The organism is Delftia sp. JD2 (genome assembly GCF_001682645.1).
In the GTDB taxonomy this organism is placed as follows: Bacteria; Pseudomonadota; Gammaproteobacteria; order Burkholderiales; family Burkholderiaceae_C; genus Comamonas; species Comamonas acidovorans.
The window spans coordinates 1-15,726 of sequence record NZ_LFJT01000029.1; the positions used below are offsets into that span (position 1 = coordinate 1).

14 protein-coding genes are annotated in these 15,726 nt (G+C 68.7%); 3 read left to right on the forward strand and 11 right to left on the reverse strand.

The features are described 5' to 3' along the window. Positions 1 to 286: FecR/PupR family sigma factor regulator (locus tag ACM14_RS16615; protein WP_175403281.1), on the reverse strand; the 286-nt coding region annotated here is incomplete at its 3' end. After that, the gene (locus tag ACM14_RS16620) at positions 283 to 960 is read right to left on the reverse strand and encodes an RNA polymerase sigma factor (protein WP_065346770.1); all 678 of its coding nucleotides are present in this window, start codon (positions 958 to 960) and stop codon (positions 283 to 285) included. The genes ACM14_RS16615 and ACM14_RS16620, both read right to left, overlap by 4 nt. Before the next feature lie 555 nt (positions 961 to 1,515). Between ACM14_RS16620 and ACM14_RS16625 the strand changes: the two genes are divergently transcribed. Together ACM14_RS16625 and groL are read left to right on the forward strand one after the other, a co-directional pair. Continuing rightward, the gene (locus tag ACM14_RS16625) at positions 1,516 to 1,806 is read left to right on the forward strand and encodes a co-chaperone GroES (RefSeq protein ID WP_012207457.1); all 291 of its coding nucleotides are present in this window, start codon (positions 1,516 to 1,518) and stop codon (positions 1,804 to 1,806) included. Positions 1,807 to 1,852: 46 nt separating this feature from the next. Further along, positions 1,853 to 3,496 carry a chaperonin GroEL gene (groL, locus tag ACM14_RS16630; protein ID WP_013800679.1) on the forward strand — a complete coding sequence of 548 codons (1,644 nt, stop codon included), beginning with the start codon at positions 1,853 to 1,855 and terminating at the stop codon, positions 3,494 to 3,496. 109 nt (positions 3,497 to 3,605) lie between these two features. On the opposite strand, the gene ACM14_RS16635 is transcribed toward groL, so the two are convergent. Both ACM14_RS16635 and ACM14_RS16640 read right to left on the reverse strand, forming a co-directional pair. Continuing rightward, positions 3,606 to 4,883, reverse strand: coding sequence for a PLP-dependent aminotransferase family protein (locus ACM14_RS16635; RefSeq protein ID WP_065346806.1), 1,278 nt, complete (start codon positions 4,881 to 4,883; stop codon positions 3,606 to 3,608). A 111-nt stretch (positions 4,884 to 4,994) separates the two neighbouring features. Further along, the gene (locus ACM14_RS16640) at positions 4,995 to 6,410 is read right to left on the reverse strand and encodes a VOC family protein (RefSeq protein WP_034397069.1); all 1,416 of its coding nucleotides are present in this window, start codon (positions 6,408 to 6,410) and stop codon (positions 4,995 to 4,997) included. 166 nt (positions 6,411 to 6,576) lie between these two features. Between ACM14_RS16640 and ACM14_RS16645 the strand changes: the two genes are divergently transcribed. Beyond that, positions 6,577 to 7,497 (forward strand): LysR family transcriptional regulator, encoded by a 921-nt coding sequence (locus ACM14_RS16645; RefSeq protein WP_012207461.1) that lies wholly within the window; start codon positions 6,577 to 6,579, stop codon positions 7,495 to 7,497. Here the strand turns inward: ACM14_RS16645 and ACM14_RS16650 are convergent. From ACM14_RS16650 to ACM14_RS16680, 7 genes are read right to left on the reverse strand one after another with little or no spacing between them, the layout of a single operon-like run. After that, positions 7,472 to 8,428 (reverse strand): GTP-binding protein, encoded by a 957-nt coding sequence (locus tag ACM14_RS16650; protein WP_065346771.1) that lies wholly within the window; start codon positions 8,426 to 8,428, stop codon positions 7,472 to 7,474. The genes ACM14_RS16645 and ACM14_RS16650 overlap by 26 nt on opposite strands. 1 nt (position 8,429) lies before the next feature. Further along, positions 8,430 to 10,094 (reverse strand): amidohydrolase, encoded by a 1,665-nt coding sequence (locus ACM14_RS16655; protein ID WP_065346772.1) that lies wholly within the window; start codon positions 10,092 to 10,094, stop codon positions 8,430 to 8,432. A 19-nt stretch (positions 10,095 to 10,113) separates the two neighbouring features. After that, positions 10,114 to 11,136: an ABC transporter ATP-binding protein gene (locus ACM14_RS16660; RefSeq protein WP_065346773.1), complete on the reverse strand. Its 1,023-nt coding sequence runs from the start codon at positions 11,134 to 11,136 to the stop codon at positions 10,114 to 10,116. Further along, positions 11,133 to 12,161 carry an ABC transporter ATP-binding protein gene (locus ACM14_RS16665; protein ID WP_065346774.1) on the reverse strand — a complete coding sequence of 343 codons (1,029 nt, stop codon included), beginning with the start codon at positions 12,159 to 12,161 and terminating at the stop codon, positions 11,133 to 11,135. The genes ACM14_RS16660 and ACM14_RS16665 overlap by 4 nt, the downstream gene beginning before the upstream one ends. Then, positions 12,161 to 13,069: an ABC transporter permease gene (locus tag ACM14_RS16670; RefSeq protein WP_043790046.1), complete on the reverse strand. Its 909-nt coding sequence runs from the start codon at positions 13,067 to 13,069 to the stop codon at positions 12,161 to 12,163. The genes ACM14_RS16665 and ACM14_RS16670 overlap by 1 nt, the downstream gene beginning before the upstream one ends. A gap of 4 nt (positions 13,070 to 13,073) precedes the next feature. Next, complete coding sequence (locus tag ACM14_RS16675) at positions 13,074 to 14,051, reverse strand: ABC transporter permease (protein WP_012207467.1); 978 nt, start codon at positions 14,049 to 14,051, stop codon at positions 13,074 to 13,076. Between the two features lie 17 nt (positions 14,052 to 14,068). Further along, positions 14,069 to 15,670: an ABC transporter substrate-binding protein gene (locus ACM14_RS16680; RefSeq protein ID WP_017406085.1), complete on the reverse strand. Its 1,602-nt coding sequence runs from the start codon at positions 15,668 to 15,670 to the stop codon at positions 14,069 to 14,071. Between the last annotated feature and the right edge of the window lie 56 nt (positions 15,671 to 15,726).

The following is a 15,726-nucleotide window of genomic DNA, read 5'->3' on the forward strand; positions in this document are numbered from 1 at the left end:
CGGCGCGCGGCGCTTCGCGGGCGGCAGCCGCTGGCGGGTTGCTCCCGTAGACCGCCGGGAACATGGCCTTGAGTTGCTCCGCTTCACGCCAGGCGCGGCCGACACCGTCCATGGCCTCGCGATGGGCCGGGTCCTGCGCCAGCCACTCGTCGAGAGCGCGCTCGTCCGCGCCCGACCAGCCGGGCTGCTGGCGACGCACATACCACTCGCCCGCGCGATGGTTGAGCCCAAGCACCTGCTCGGGCGGGAGGTCCTGCAACCGGGAATGGCCTGGCTCTGCGCTCATGCTCTTTTGCCCTGCGCCGGTGGGGCGGCGCATTCGTCGTCGTTGTCTTCTTCGGCGTCCAGTGTGCCCTGCAGGGCCTGCAGGCGCCTCATCTGAGTGGCACTTGCGAACAGGATGCGCGTCTCGCAATAGCCGACGGCCCGGCCCAGGTGCTTCACCACCATCCGTGTACTGATCCCCATGCAATCGGCGGTTTCCTCAACGGTGCGCCCCTCGATCCGTTGAAGAATGAAGGCTTCGCGCTGCCGCGGCGGCAGTTCCTGGATCGCCTCGTGCAGCCGCGTCAGCCGCTGGCGGCTCTCGGCTTGACGCTCGGTGTCTCCGAAGCCCTCGGCAGAGATGGCAAGCAGCTCTTGCTGGCAGTCGTCATACGGAACACTCTGGAGCCCGTGCGCCTCCGGGCCCTTTTCCCAGTCGCGTGCCGCCACGCTGCGCACGGTCTGCCGCAGATAGGGCTGCTCCTGCCCGGGCTCGAGATTCCTGCCCGTGGCGGCCACCCGCGCGAACACTTCCTGCGCCGCGTCCTCGACCGCTGCAGTGGTTCGAAAGTGTCGGCGCAACATGCGCATCACAGGCGTGCGCCAAAGCGTATAGAGCGCAACCAGGGGAGCCTCTGGAGTCTGGCGCCCAGGTATCGGCTCACCCCGCGCTGCGGAGACCGGATTGCGTTTCATCCCCTGGCCTTTGCGCCCGGGAGGAATGCAGCAGCCGACCGTGAACCCGCAAGGGCACTGCATTCGTCAGTGATGAAAGTCTGGAGGTGAGGCACAACGCGCAGATGGGCAACCGATCCGTGGCGCCGGGGGCCCCACGCATCGGATGGACAACGACGGGGAGGGGCGCCCTGAACATGTGCGCAGATCGCATGAATTGATGAATGAGATTCATTCCCATTCTAGCGCCTGGACATCCCTCAACCAAGACTCTGGCCCCCAGCGGCGCGCCGCAGGAACTCCATCGGCGCGGGCTCCGCAGATGCCACGTCTTGCCATAGTGCTGGCCGAGCGATGAGCCAACACCCACCGGGAATCCGTGGCGCAAAAGCATGTGAGGCGTCGTTACACACTGCGGCACATCGACCCTACCCCTTGAATCCTGGCCGAATTGCCTTATTATTAGCACTCGTTGGGTATGAGTGCTAACAGTCCTCTGTCCCACATTGCTTCGAATGCCGGCCCGCCGGGCCGGCAAGTCTTTGTTTCAACTTTGTTGATGATTTAGGAGTTGGTATGAACCTGCGTCCCCTGCACGATCGCGTGATCGTGAAGCGCCTCGAGAACGAAACCAAGACGGCTTCGGGCATCGTGATCCCCGAGAATGCCGCCGAGAAGCCCGACCAGGGCGAAGTGCTGGCAGTGGGCCCCGGCAAGAAGAACGACAAGGGCGAAGTGATCGCTCTGAACGTGAAGGTCGGCGACCGCGTTCTGTTCGGCAAGTACAGCGGCCAGACCGTCAAGGTCCATGGCGACGAACTGCTGGTGATGAAGGAAGACGACCTGTTCGCAGTCGTCGAAAAGTAATCCGCGCTTCGAAACCGCACTTTCCAACTGAATCCGGAGAATTGAAATGGCAGCAAAAGACGTAGTTTTCGGCGGCGAAGCACGCGCCCGCATGGTTGAAGGCGTGAACATCCTGGCCAACGCGGTCAAGGTCACCCTGGGTCCCAAGGGCCGCAACGTGGTGCTGGAGCGCTCCTTCGGCGCCCCCACCGTGACCAAGGACGGTGTCTCGGTCGCCAAGGAAATCGAACTCAAGGACAAGCTGCAGAACATGGGCGCCCAGCTCGTGAAGGAAGTGGCCTCCAAGACCAACGACATCGCCGGTGACGGCACGACCACCGCCACCGTGCTGGCACAGGCCATCGTCCGCGAAGGCACCAAGTACGTGGCCGCCGGCCTGAACCCCATGGACCTCAAGCGCGGCATCGACAAGGCTGTCGCCGCCCTGGTGGAAGAGCTGAAGAAGCAATCCAAGGCCACCACCACCTCCAAGGAAATCGCCCAGGTCGGCTCGATCTCCGCCAATTCCGACGAATCCGTGGGCAGCATCATTGCCGAAGCCATGGACAAGGTCGGCAAGGAAGGCGTGATCACCGTTGAAGAAGGCAAGTCGCTGGCCAACGAACTCGACGTCGTCGAGGGCATGCAGTTCGACCGCGGCTACCTGTCGCCCTACTTCATCAACAACCCTGAAAAGCAGGTTGCCCTGCTGGACAACCCCTTCGTGCTGCTGTTCGACAAGAAGATCAGCAACATCCGTGACCTGCTGCCCACGCTGGAAGCCGTGGCAAAGGCCGGCCGTCCCCTGCTGATCATTGCAGAAGACGTCGAAGGCGAAGCCCTGGCAACGCTGGTGGTCAACACCATCCGCGGCATCCTGAAGGTTGTGGCTGTCAAGGCTCCTGGCTTCGGCGACCGCCGCAAGGCCATGCTGGAAGACATCGCCATCCTGACGGGCGGCAAGGTCATCGCTGAAGAAGTGGGCCTGGCGCTGGACAAGGTGACCCTGGAAGACCTGGGCCAGGCAGTGCGCATCGAAATCGGCAAGGAAAACACCACCATCATCGACGGTGCTGGCCAAGCTGCTGAAATCGAAGCCCGCGTCAAGCAGATCCGCATCCAGATCGAAGAAGCCACCAGCGACTACGACCGCGAAAAGCTGCAAGAGCGCGTGGCCAAGCTGGCTGGCGGCGTTGCCGTGATCAAGGTTGGCGCTGCCACCGAAGTCGAAATGAAGGAAAAGAAGGCCCGCGTTGAAGACGCCCTGCACGCTACCCGCGCTGCTGTGGAAGAAGGCATCGTGGCCGGCGGCGGCGTGGCTCTGCTGCGTGCCAAGCAAGCCGTGGGCGACCTGAAGACCGGCGATGCCGAGCAAGACGCCGGCATCAAGCTGATCATGAAGGCCATCGAAGCGCCCCTGCGCGAAATCGTGGCCAACGCCGGTGGCGAGCCCTCGGTGGTGGTCAACGCCGTGCTGAACGGCTCGGGCAACTACGGCTTCAACGCTGCCAACGACACCTACGGCGACATGCTGGAAATGGGTATCCTGGACCCGACCAAGGTGACGCGTACGGCCCTGCAGAACGCCGCTTCCGTGGCATCGCTGCTGCTGACGACCGAAGCCATGATCGCCGAGTCTCCCAAGGCTGAAGGCGGCCCTGCCATGCCCGACATGGGCGGCATGGGTGGCATGGGCGGCATGGGCATGTAATTGCCCGCCGCAACCGGGCAGGCCTTGCGCCATGCCCGGTTTGCCCAGCAAGACAAAGGCCGCCCTCGGGCGGCCTTTGTCATTGCATGAACGCTTTTGCCTATGTCTTTCAGGACACGGCCTGGCCCCAGGCCCGGCCCAGGCGTGCCACGGCCTCGGTGATCTGGGGCACGGTGGGCGCCGCATACGACAGGCGCATGCACAGGCCGGCCTTGTCTGCCGCATCGGCCGGGAAGAAGGCCTTGCCCGGCACATAGAGCACGCCCTGCTCCACCGCTGCCGTGAACAGCGCACGGGCCAGGGCCTGGGAATCGCCCGCAAGCCGCTGCGGCGGCAGCAGCTGGGCCCACACGAACATACCGCCCGCAGGCCGCACGAAGCGGATCTGATCGCCCAGCGCCGACTGCATGCCAGAGCACAGCGCATCCATGCGCGCCGCGTACTCGGCGCAGGCCTGGGCCAGCTGGGGCGCATAGCGGCCCGAGCGCAGATAGTGCGCGGCGATCATCTGCGCCAGCGGCGAGGTGCACAGATCGGCCGTCTGCTTGGCGATGGTGCAGCGGCGCAGCAGTTGGGCGTCGGCCAGCATCCAGCCGATGCGCAGCGCAGGCGCCACGGTCTTGGACAGGCTGGACAGGTAGACCACGGGATTGGCCTGGGCGCCGCACAGCGCCAGGCCCGTTTCGTAGATCGACGGTTCGCGCTGGCCAGTAAAGCGCAGCTCGCCATAGGGGTCGTCCTCGACGATGACAAAGCCATGCTGGCGCGCCAGCTCCACCAGGGCCGTGCGCCGCGCCGCGGGCAGCAGGGTGCCGCCCGGGTTGGAGAAGTTGGGCACGGTATAGAGCAGCTTGGGGGCACGCGCATGGGGCCACTGCGCCAGCAGGCGGGCCAGGGCCTCCGTGTCCAGGCCCTGCTCGTCCGTGGGCACGGCAACGACCTGTGCCTGGGCCAGCTTCAGGGTCTGCAGCGTGGCCGGGTAGGCGGGCACTTCGACCAGCACCGGATCGCCGGGCTCGACCAGCACCTTGACCAGCAGGTCGAAGGCCTGCTGCGAGCCCGTGGTCACGATCATGTCGGCCGGCGTGCAGGCAATGCCGCGCGTGGCGCACAGCGCTGCCAGGGCTTCACGCAGCGGCAGCTGGCCTTCGCTGGCGCCGTACTGCAGGCTGGTGGCAGCATCCTGCTGCAGCGCGGCCATGGCGGCCTGCTGCAAACCTTCGGCATCGAACAGGGTGGGCGATGGATAGCCTCCGGCCAGCGAGAGCATGCCGGGACGGCTCAGGTAGGGAAACAGCTCGCGGATCGGCGAGCCTTCGGGCTGTGCGAACAGCGGGTTGAACAGATGGGCGGTGGGCGACGACGCGCCCTGGTCTGCGGTGCTCATGAAGGCCTCCGGCAAATGGCAAAAACAAAGGGGCGCACGCGCAGGCCTGGCGCCTGTGCATGCGCCCCGGGGAAGGGGATCAACGGTGGCGGGCTCAGCCCGGGTCGGCGCCTATGCGGCGACCTTGGTGGCCTGGCCGCGCAGCGCGCTGCGCAGCTGGTCGATGGAGCGCTGCTGGGCCTGCTCGTACAGCGCGATCTCGTCATGCACGCGGGCACCCAGGTCGGCCTCGAAGGCCTGCTGGGCCGCATGGGCCGCGTACTGCTTTTGCTCTTCGCCGCCCAGGTTGGACTGGAAGATGCCGGCCGCGCTCACGGGCAGGAAGTCTTCGTAGACGATGGGCTCGGCCTGGGCCAGGCCGCGGGCGATCAGGGCGTCCAGGTCCGAGGCGGCGGCCGCTGCGGCCTCGCCTGCGGCCAGGGCGGCTCCCTCGTCGCTCAGCGTGAAGCGGTAGAAGGCCAGGTCTTGCCGGCGCAGCTGCTCATGGGTGTCGGGGAAAGCCTCGAAGACCTGGGCCAGGCGGCTGCCGTAGTCGGGCGCGGCACTGCCTGCGCTGCCCATGTCGCGCACCTGGGCCAGCAGCTGGTCGTAGAGCGCGCGGCCCTTGCGCGTGAGCGCCACGCCGCGCTGCTCGATCTCGCCGAAGCGCGCCGTGTGCGAGCCCGCGCCCGTGGCATCGCCCGCAAAACGCACGGTCTCCTTGAGCGCCTTGAAGCTGGTCTGGCGCAGCAGGATGGGGCAGGCGCGGCGCGGCGGGCCTTCGACCACGTCCTTGGCGTCCATGCCGCGTGCGGGCATGGCGGCCTGGGCCGCGTCGATGTCCAGCGTGCGCGGCGTCAGGTGGTTGATGTGCGGGCCCTTGAAGCAGACCACGTCGGCGATCAGGCGGTGGGCCTTGTGCAGCGCGTCGTAGGTGGTGCCGTCCACGGTGGACTCGCTATGCCAGCGGAAGGTCTCCAGTGCCTCGCGCACGAATGCGTCGGCATCGGCGTCGGCCAGGCCGCCATGGGCTTCGGCCTGGGCGATCAGCGCCAGCGCGCGTTCGGTGAAGATGCTGCGTTGCGCCAGGATGGCGCCCGCCTGGGCCCGCAGCGCCTCGTCGGCAATCAGGTCCAGGCGCAGCAGCGAGGTGAAGACGCGGAAAGGGTTGGCCAGCAGCGCCGCATCGCCCACGGGGCGGAAGGCCGTGGAGTGCACGGGCACGCCGGCCACCGACAGGTCGTAGTAGCCCACGGGCTCCATGCCCATGATGGCGAACAGGCGGCGCAGCATGGACAGCTCGGCCGCCGTGCCCACGCGGATGGCGCCGTGGCGCTCCACGCCCAGGCGCGCCAGCTCGCCGCTGCGCTGCATCCGGGCCAGCAGCGCGGGCTCGGCCTGCAGGGTGCGCTGGTTGATGTCGGCCACGAGTTCGATGAGCGTGCCGTACTGGGGCACTTCATCGCGGTACATCTCGGACATGGCGCTGGAAAACCGTGCGCGGATCTCGTCGGAGGGCACGAAGGTGTGGGCAGGCGTAGAGGACATGGTGCTCGTGGGGACTGAAGTTGGAGCCACAGGGCAGCCCTGCGGCGGGGTGGATTCCTGGCACGCATGCTAGGTCTGCGCCTTGAGCCTGGTCAAACGATAATCAGGCCCATAGGTCATTCCCAAACAGAATGCCCCTCCCACGATTGCCCCACCGCCCTCTGCCATGCTGCTGTCCCGCCGTTTCCTGCCCCCCATGTCCCTGCTGTGCGCCTTCGAGGCGGCGGCCCGGCACCAGAGCTTCACGGCAGCTGCGGCCGAGCTGCACCTGACGCAAAGCGCCGTCAGCCGCCAGATCCGAGCGCTGGAGGAGCGGCTGGAGGCGGAGCTCTTTGTGCGCGAGCGCCAGACCGTGCGGCTCAGTCCGGCCGGCCAAGCCTATGCCCAGGAGATACGCGGCGCGCTGATGCGCATCTCCACCGCCACGCTGGGCTTTCGGGCCAACCCGCGCGGCGGCAGCCTGAACCTGGCCATCCTGCCTACCTTCGGCACGCGCTGGCTGGCGCCGCGCCTGCCGCAGTTCTTCAGCGCCCACCCGGGCATCACCATCAACCTGACGACGCGGCTGTCCCAGTTCGACTTCCAGCTCGAAGCCGTGGACGCCGCCATCCATTTCGGCCTGCCGCACTGGCCGGGCGCCGAGCTGGCCTTTCTGATGAGCGAGACCGTGGTGCCTGCCTGCAGCCCCGCCCTGCTGGCCCAGCATGGCTTTGCCCAGCCCCAGGACCTGCTGCAGGCGCCGCTGCTGCACCTGGCCTCGCGCCCCGATGCCTGGCAGCGCTGGCTGTCCGTGCACCATGCGCCCATGGCCGAGGGCCAGGGCATGCTGTTCGACCAGTTCGCCACCGCCGCCCAGGCCGCCATCGCCGGCGTGGGCGTGGCCTTGCTGCCGCGTTTTCTGATCGAGCGGGAACTGGCCCAGGGCGATCTGGTGCGTGCCCTGCCCCATCTGCCCGAGATGGAAAGCGCCGAGCGCTACTACCTGGCCTGGCCCACGAGCCGCGGCAACTACCCGCCGCTGCAAAGCCTGCGCGAGTGGCTGCAGCAGGCGGCCCAGGATTTCATGCGGGACGGCCCGCAGCCCTGACGCCCGCAGCGCCTGCCACCAGCGCCTGCAGCGCGGCCACCGGCAACTGCCCGGCCAGGCCGATGGCCACGATGGCGGGCACCTGCTGCTGCACGGGCGCTGATGCGGCGCGCAGCCGGCCGCTGCGCCCGGCAAATTGAAGCTCGCTCCAATGGCCCGCCCCGGTCTGCACCACGCCCTTGAGCCGCAGCACGCCAGCCGGCATGGCCTGCAGCCACGCCTGCAGGGCCGTCTCGGACAACGTCCCGGGCGGCTGGCAGGACCAGGTCTCGAACTGCCGGCCATGCATGGGGCGCGCAGTGCCGGCACCCCATGAGACCTCCCGCACGCCACGCAGCAGGGCTGCGCCGCTGAGCAGCCCCACGGGCACCCGGGCTTCGTGCACATCGCAGCGTTGCGCGGCTGGCGCGTGGCTGGCTATCCAGCCGTGCACGCGCTCCAGGGTCCGGGCATCGGCCAGATCGGTCTTGTTGACGATGACCAGATCGGCCCGGGCCACCTGGCGCTGCAGCGTGTCGGCCAGCAGCGGATCGGCCGCCTGCCCGGGCAGGGCAGCGGCATCGACGACCACGATGACGCCGTCCAGCGCCAGTGCGGGATCGGCCAGGCCCAGTTGGGCAATGCGCCAGGGATCGGAGACGCCGCTGGCCTCGACCACCACGGCGTCGAAGCGCTCGCGCTGCTGCAGCACGCCGATCAGGGCCATGGACAGGTCATCGCCGATCTGGCAGCACACGCAGCCATTGGTCAGCGCGATGGTGTCGCCGCTGTGGGCCTTGATCAGGCCTGCATCGATGTTGAGCGCACCGAAGTCGTTGACCAGCACGGCCAGCCGCTGGCCATCCGCATGGCGCAGCCAGTGGTTGAGCAGCGTGGTCTTGCCGGCGCCCAGGAAGCCGCCGATGACCGTGAACGGCAGCCGCTGTCCCATGTCATGCCGCCTTGAAGACGCGCCCCGACAGCACCGTGCCCCAGACCCGGAGGTCCTTGAGCACCATGGGGTCCAGGGACAGCGGATCGTCCTCCAGCACGCAGAAGTCGGCGCGCTTGCCGCATTCGATGCTGCCGATCTCGTGGTCCATCTTCAGTGTCCAGGCCGCGCCCAGCGTGACGGCATGCAGGGCCTGGGCCACGGTCAGGCGCTCGGCCGCGCCCAGCACGCGGCCCTTGGGCGTGATCCGGTGGACCGCGCACCAGGCGGTGAACAGCGGCCCCAGCGGCGTGACGGGCGCATCCGAATGGATGGCCAGCGGCACGCCGGCGGCCAGCGCGCTGGCGCAGGCATCGAGCCGCATGGCCCGGTCCGGCCCCATGGTCATCTCGTAGTGCTGGTCGCCCCAGTACCAGAGGTGGTTGGCGAACAGGTTGGCGCACAGGCCCAGCGCCGCCATGCGGCGAAACAGCGGCGCATCGATCATCTGGCCATGCTGCAGCGTGTGGCGGTGGTCGGGCCGGGGCGCGCGGGCCAGCACGCGGCCTATGGCGTCGATGGCGGCTTCGCTGGCCTCGTCGCCATTGGTGTGCGTATGGATGAGCAGGCCTGCGCGGTGGTAGGTCTCGAAATCGGCCTCGTACTGCGCGGGCGCCGTGACCCAGATGCCGTTGGGCGCCCCGTTGTAGTGACCGGGCCAGCGCAGCCGCGCCGAAAAGCCCTGGATGGAGCCGTCCAGCATCATCTTGACCAGGCCGTAGCGCAGGCGGTCGGTGTTGCGCGCCATGAGCGTGCGCACATGCTCGGCACCGGCCTCGGCGCCATGCGTGCCGTGAAACGCCTGGAAGGCGGGCAGGATGCGGATGGGCACCTGGTCATCGGCCAGCGTGGCCTCCAGCACGCGGCAGTCCTGCTCGCCCAGCCTGTTGACCAGGTCGGTGGCCGTGGTCACGCCCTGGCGGCAGGCCAGGCGCGCAAAGGAGCGCACGCCCGCCTCGGTCATGGGAGCCAGCAGGCCGGCGTTGCCGATCTTGCGCAGCACCAGAAACATGGCGGCCGGCTCCTGCAGCTCGCCCGTGGGCTCGCCGGCCAGGGAGTGGCCGGGCGCAAAGCGCACCACGCCCTCGACCTCGTTGTCGCGCGTAATCTCGGCCAGGCGCAGCATGGCGCTGTTGACGTTCATCAAATGGCCGTTGGCGTGCGAGATCACGATGGGACGGCCTCCTGCGGCCCGGTCCAGGTGCTTCACCGTCATGCGCTCGCCGCCAAAGTAGATGGGATCGAACCCCCAGGCGATCAGCGGCTGGCCGGGCGGCAGGCCCTGCGCATCCATGCGCGCCGCCACCTCGGCCAGGCGGTCCACCACGGCATCCATGGAGCGCAGGCCGGGCCAGGTCTTTCCATCGGGGTCGCGCCGGTCGAACCAGCCCGTGTATGTCCAATCCCACATGCTGCCTTCCTTGAGGTGGCAGTGGCCCTCCACCAGCCCGGGCAGCAGCACCTGGTCGGCAAAGCGCTCGTCGATGCGGCATTCGCCCCAGGCCGTGCAGCGCGCCAGGTCCCCGACCGCGAGGATGCGCCCATCGCGCACGGCCACGTGCGTGGCCTCGGGCTGCATGGGGTTCATGGTGATGATCTTGCGGGCGGCGTAGACAGTGATGCTCATGGTGGCGGGTGCTCCGGGTTCACAGGGCCAGCGGCGCGCGCGGCACGCCATCGATGTGGTCCACGCGGATGCAGCGCACCCAGTGGCCGGGGGCGGCTTCGCGCAGCGGGGGTGCCTCGGCCGAGCACGCAGGCACGGCCACGGGGCAGCGCCCGGCGAAGCGGCAGCCCACAGGCGGGTTGATGGGACTGGGCGGGTCGCCGGCCAGCCGGATGCGCCGCGCCGCGCGCTCGCGCCCGCCGCGCACCGTGGGCACGGCCGACATCAGGGCCACGCTGTAGGGATGCAGCGGCCGCGCGAAGAAGGCCTGGCGCGGTGCGCGCTCCACGATCTGGCCCAGGTACATGACGGCGATGTCGTCGCAGATGTGCTCGACCACGGCCATGTCGTGCGAGATGAACAGGTAGCTCAGGCCCAGCTCGCGCTGCAGCCGCGCCAGCAGGTTGAGGATCTGGGCGCGGATGGCGATGTCCAGCGCCGACACGGGTTCGTCGCAGACCACCAGTTCGGGCCGCGTGGCCAGGGCGCGCGCGATGTTGATGCGCTGGCGCTGGCCGCCCGAGAACTGGTGCGGGAACAGCTGGCGCTGCTCGGGCCGCAGGCCGACCTGGGTGAACAGCTCGGCCACGCGCGCCTCGCGCTCGGCCGGCGTGCCCACGTCCATCAGGTCCAGCGGAGCGCGCACCGCATCGCCCGCGCGCTGGCGCGGATTCAGCGAGGAGAACGGGTCCTGGAACACGATCTGCATGCGCCGCCTCGCCTGGCGCAGGGCCTCGCCCGACAGGCCGCCCAGGTCGGTATCGCCCAGCTGCATGCGGCCTGCCGTCACGGGCGCCAGGCGCATCACGGCCAGCGCCGTGGTCGTCTTGCCCGATCCCGACTCGCCCACCACGGCCAGCGTGCTGCCGCGCCGCAGGCTGAAGGACACGCCGTCCACGGCCTTGACCACCTCGGGCCTGCCGAACAGGCCCTTGCCCGGGCGCGGAAAGTGGACCTGGAGATCGTCCACCTGCAAGAGGGTATCGTCCATGCGTGCGTTCATGCCAGGGCCTCCGTGTGGGCGCGGATGCGGGAAGCGGGAGCGTGCAGCCAGCAGGCCACGCCGTGGGATGGATCATCCAGCGCGGTCAGCGGCGGCGCCTCGCTGGCGCAGCGCGGCTGGGCCTCACGGCAGCGCGCACGAAAGGCGCAGCCGCTGCCCAACTCCCAGATCGAGGGCACGACGCCGGGGATCTCGGGCAGCTCGGTGCGCCCGCCTGCCTGGCTGCTGCCCAGCTCGGGCAGGCAGGCGATCAGGCCGCGCGTGTACGGATGGGCGGGCGCCGACAGCACCTGCTCGCAGCGGCCCTGCTCGATCACGCGGCCCGCATACATGACCATGACGCGGTCGGCCATCTCGGCCACGGCCCCCATGTCGTGCGTGATCAGCACGATGGCCGTGCCCTTGTCGCGCTGCAGCTCGCGCAGCAGGTCGAAGATCTGGGCCTGCACAGTCACGTCCAGCGCCGTGGTGGGCTCGTCGGCGATCAGGATGTCGGGCCGGCAGGCCAGGGCCATGGCGATCATCACGCGCTGGCGCATGCCACCCGACAGCTGGTGCGGGTACTCGTGCACGCGCCGCTCGGGCGCGGGGATGCCGACCTGCCGGAGCATTTCCACGGCGCGCTGGCGCGCGGCGCCCGCGTCCAGGCCGGCGTGCAGGCGCAGCGGCTCGGCGATCTGCTCGCCCACGGTGAGCACCGGGTTCAGCGAGGTCATCGGCTCCTGGAAGATCATGGAGATGCGGTTGCCGCGCACCTGGCGCATATGGGCCTCGCCGGCGGCCACCAGGTCCTCGCCCTGGAAGCGCACCTGCCCGCCCGTGATGCGGCCCGGAGGCGAGGGAATGAGGCGCAGCAGCGCCAGCGCCGTCATGCTCTTGCCGCAGCCGGATTCGCCGACCACGCACAGGGTCTCGCCCGCGCGCAGATCGAAATCCACGCCGTTGAGCACCGTCGCCTGGCCGCGCCGGCCCTGGAAGGCCACGCGCAGGCCGCTGACTTGCAACAGGGGGGTGTCGGTGTCCATCAGCGCTCCCTCAGCTTGGGGTTGAGTGCATCGTTGAGGCCATCGCCGATCAGGCTGACGGCCAGCACGGTGACGAAGATGGCGGCACCGGGAAAGGCCACGGCCCACCAGCACGACAGCAGGTACTGGCGGGCCGACCCGATCATCAGGCCCCAGCTCATCTGGTTGGGGTCCCCCAGGCCCAGGAAGGACAGGCCGGCCTCGAACAGGATGGCGGCGCCCACGGCCAGCGTGGCCGACACCACCAGCGGCGGCAGCGCATTGGGCAGGATCACCTTCCAGATGATGCGGCCGTGGCGCGCGCCGATGGCGCTCTCCGCGCGCACGAATTCAAGCTGGCGGATGCGCATGAACTCGGCCCGCGTCAACCGCGCCGTGGCCGGCCAGCTGACGCTGCCGATGGCCAGCGTGACCGTCACCAGCGAGGGCGAGAAAAGCGTCACCACGACCATGGCGAACAGCAGTGCGGGCAGCACCTGGAAGAACTCGGTCACGCGCATCAGCAGGGCATCGACGCGGCCGCCGTAGTAGCCCGCCATCGCCCCCAGCGTCACGCCGATGCACACCGACAGCAAAGCCGCGAAGGCGCCCACCATCAGCGTGGCGCGGCCGCCGTGGATGATGCCCGTGAGCACGTCGCGCCCCAGCTGGTCGCTGCCCAGCCAGGCCTCCTCGCTGAACGGCGGGCTCAGCGGCATGGTGCGGATCTCGAACGGGTCCGCAGGCCAGATCCAGGGGCCGGCGATGGCCACCAGCAGCACGATGAGCAGCATGGCCATGCCGGCAATGGCCGAGGGATTGCGCAGGAACATGCGCAGCGCTTCGCGCGCCGGGTGCTCGGCATGGGCTGCGGCCTGCGGCGCGGCGACGCTCGGCACGGACACGGAAGGTGGTGTGATGGCATTCATGGTCTCAGGCCGCCTTGATGCGGGGATCGATCAGCCGGTAGCACAGGTCGGTGACGAGGTTCATCACGACCACGACGATGGAGGAGAACAGCAGCACGCCCAGGATGGTCGGGTAGTCGCGCCGCAGCACCGAGTCGAAGGCCAGCCGGCCCAGGCCCGGCCAGTTGAAGACCGTCTCGACGATGATGGCGCCGGCCATGACGTTGCCGAACTGCAGGCCCAGCATGGTCACCACGGGCAGCAGCGCGTTGCGCAGCGCATGGCGGTAGAGCACCACATGCTCAGCCAGGCCCTTGGCGCGCGCCGTGCGGATGTAGTCGGCGCCCAGCACGTCCAGCATGGACGAGCGCGACAGCCGGCTGTACTGCGCCAGGTAGACCAGGGCCAGTGTCAGCGCAGGCAGCACCAGGTGCCGGGCCACGTCCAGCAGGTCGGCAAGGCCTGCGCCGCCTGCGGCATCGGCCGAGCGCATGCCCGACACCGGCAGCACGGGCCACCAGGAGGCAAAGGCCAGCACCAGCAGCATGCCGGTCCAGAACACGGGCGCCGCAAAGCCCACCAGGGACAGCACGGTGATGCACTGCGACAGCAGGCCGTTGGGCCGGCGCGAGGACAGCACGCCCAGCAGCGTGCCCACCACGAAGGCCGTGAGCACGGCGGCCAGCACCAGCAGCAAGGTGGCGGGCACGCGCTCGGCAATCATCTGCGCCACCGGCAGGTTGAAGAAGTAGGAGTAGCCCAGATCACCACTGGCCACGCGCGCCAGGTAGATGCCCAGCTGCACGGGCAGCGGCCGGTCCAGCCCGTAGCGTGTGCGCAGCTCGGCCATGAGCTCGGGCTCCATGCCGCCGCTGGCGCCGGCAATGGTCTCCACGGGATCGCCGGGCGCCGCATGCACCAGCATGAAGTTCAGCACCACCACGGCCAGCACCAGCGCCAGGCCCTGCAGCAGCCGCTTGAGGAGTGTGCGAAGAAAAGCCATGGACTGCACCTCCCCGACTACTTCAGAAAGATCTCGTCATAGGGCGAGGCCGGCCCCCAGACCGTGGTCGGCAGGTTGCCCACGTTCTTGCGCGCGGCCGTGTGGTAGGGCGAGTTGTTGATGAAGATCACCGGCAGCTCGTCGGTCACGGTCTTCTGGAAGGCCGCATAGAGCTTCTTGCGCTCGGCCGTGTCCAGCGTGCTGCTGGCCGTGTTCAGCAGCTCGTCCACCTTGGGATTGCGGTAGGACTGGGTGTTGGTCCAGACCACGGGCTTGATGTTGGTGGACAGGTAGCTGCGGTGCACGCCGATGACCGGATCACCCCAGTTGAAGACGATGTCCATGGACAGGTCGAAGTCGTGCGTGGCCAGCCGCCGGGACCAGGCCGGGAAGTCGGCCGAGGCCCGCACATCGACGGCGATGCCGACCTTCTTGAGCTGGGCACGCACGTACTCGGCCACGTTCTTTTGCTGCTCGTCCGTGCCCGGCAGGTAGTCGATGGTGATCTTGAAGCGCTCTCCGTTGGCGCCGGGCTTGAGACCGGCCTCGTCCAGCAGGGCCGCCGACTTCTTGAGGTCCAGCGGATAGCGCACCAGGTCGGCCGAGGCAAAGGGGCTGGCCGCCACGATGGGGCCGTCGGCCACGGTGGCAAAGCCGCCCATCAGCGCCTTGGTGATGAAGTTCTTGTCGATGGCATGCGCAATGGCCTTGCGCACGCGCACATCGTCCAGCGGCTTCCTGTCGGTGTTGATGGCCAGCCAGTTGATCGAGCCTATGCCCTCGAAGCCCTTGCCGGTCAGCGTGATCTGGGGGTTGGTGGACAGGCGCTTCAGGTCGATGGAGGCCTGCAGGTAGGGCACCATCTGCACGTCGCCGCGCTCCAGGCTCAGCAGCAGGCTGGAGGAGTCGGGCACGATGTTGAAGACCAGCTTGTCCAGGTAGGGGCGGCCCGGCAGGAAGAACTTGTCGAAGCGCTCCATCACGATGCGCTGGCCCGCGCGGAACTCGGTCAGCTTGAACGGCCCCGAGCCCACCACGTCGGCGCTGTTGCGCGCATGCGTCTTGAGGTCGGCACCGTCGCCATAGATGTGCCTGGGCAGTATGGGCGCCAGCGCCGGGCTCATGGCCAGCAGGATGGCCGGATGCGGCGCGTTCATGCGGATGATGGCCGTGTAAGGGTCGGGCGTGTCCACCTTCTCCACGGGCCCCAGCATGGTCTGGAACGGATGGTTGGCCTTGATGGCCATGATGGAGAAGGCCACGTCGGCCGAGGTGATGGGCTTGCCATCGTGGAACACGGCATTCCTGCGCAGGTTCAGGGTCAGCGACTTGCCGTCCTCGGCCAGCTTCCAGGACTCGGCCAGGTAGGGCTGGGGCTTCCACTGGTCATCGAAGCGCAGCGGGCTGGCGAACAGCTGGGTGGAAGGCATGGCCGTGGCAATGCCCGATTGCACGGCGCCGTTCAGGTGCCGTGGCACCTGGGTGCTGCCCACGATCAGGGTGCCGCCGCGCTGCGGCTCCTGAGCCTGGGCCTGCAGCGGCGTGGCCGCCAGGCCCGCCAGCGCGCCGGCCAGGGCCAGGGCCGCCAGGGCGCGGCGTCGGAAAGTGATGGTGTGCATGGACTGTCTCCCTCGTTGGATCGCCAGGCCGCGCGGCTCGCTGCCTTCAATCCAGA

Coding starts and splice junctions, on each gene's coding strand:
- ACM14_RS16620 (WP_065346770.1), bottom strand. CDS start 960: ATGAAACGCAATCCGGTCTCCGCAGCGCGGGGTGAGCCGATACCTGGG.
- ACM14_RS16625 (WP_012207457.1), top strand. CDS start 1,516: ATGAACCTGCGTCCCCTGCACGATCGCGTGATCGTGAAGCGCCTCGAG.
- groL (WP_013800679.1), top strand. CDS start 1,853: ATGGCAGCAAAAGACGTAGTTTTCGGCGGCGAAGCACGCGCCCGCATG.
- ACM14_RS16635 (WP_065346806.1), bottom strand. CDS start 4,883: ATGAGCACCGCAGACCAGGGCGCGTCGTCGCCCACCGCCCATCTGTTC.
- ACM14_RS16640 (WP_034397069.1), bottom strand. CDS start 6,410: ATGTCCTCTACGCCTGCCCACACCTTCGTGCCCTCCGACGAGATCCGC.
- ACM14_RS16645 (WP_012207461.1), top strand. CDS start 6,577: ATGCTGCTGTCCCGCCGTTTCCTGCCCCCCATGTCCCTGCTGTGCGCC.
- ACM14_RS16650 (WP_065346771.1), bottom strand. CDS start 8,428: ATGGGACAGCGGCTGCCGTTCACGGTCATCGGCGGCTTCCTGGGCGCC.
- ACM14_RS16655 (WP_065346772.1), bottom strand. CDS start 10,094: ATGAGCATCACTGTCTACGCCGCCCGCAAGATCATCACCATGAACCCC.
- ACM14_RS16660 (WP_065346773.1), bottom strand. CDS start 11,136: ATGAACGCACGCATGGACGATACCCTCTTGCAGGTGGACGATCTCCAG.
- ACM14_RS16665 (WP_065346774.1), bottom strand. CDS start 12,161: ATGGACACCGACACCCCCCTGTTGCAAGTCAGCGGCCTGCGCGTGGCC.
- ACM14_RS16670 (WP_043790046.1), bottom strand. CDS start 13,069: ATGAATGCCATCACACCACCTTCCGTGTCCGTGCCGAGCGTCGCCGCG.
- ACM14_RS16675 (WP_012207467.1), bottom strand. CDS start 14,051: ATGGCTTTTCTTCGCACACTCCTCAAGCGGCTGCTGCAGGGCCTGGCG.
- ACM14_RS16680 (WP_017406085.1), bottom strand. CDS start 15,670: ATGCACACCATCACTTTCCGACGCCGCGCCCTGGCGGCCCTGGCCCTG.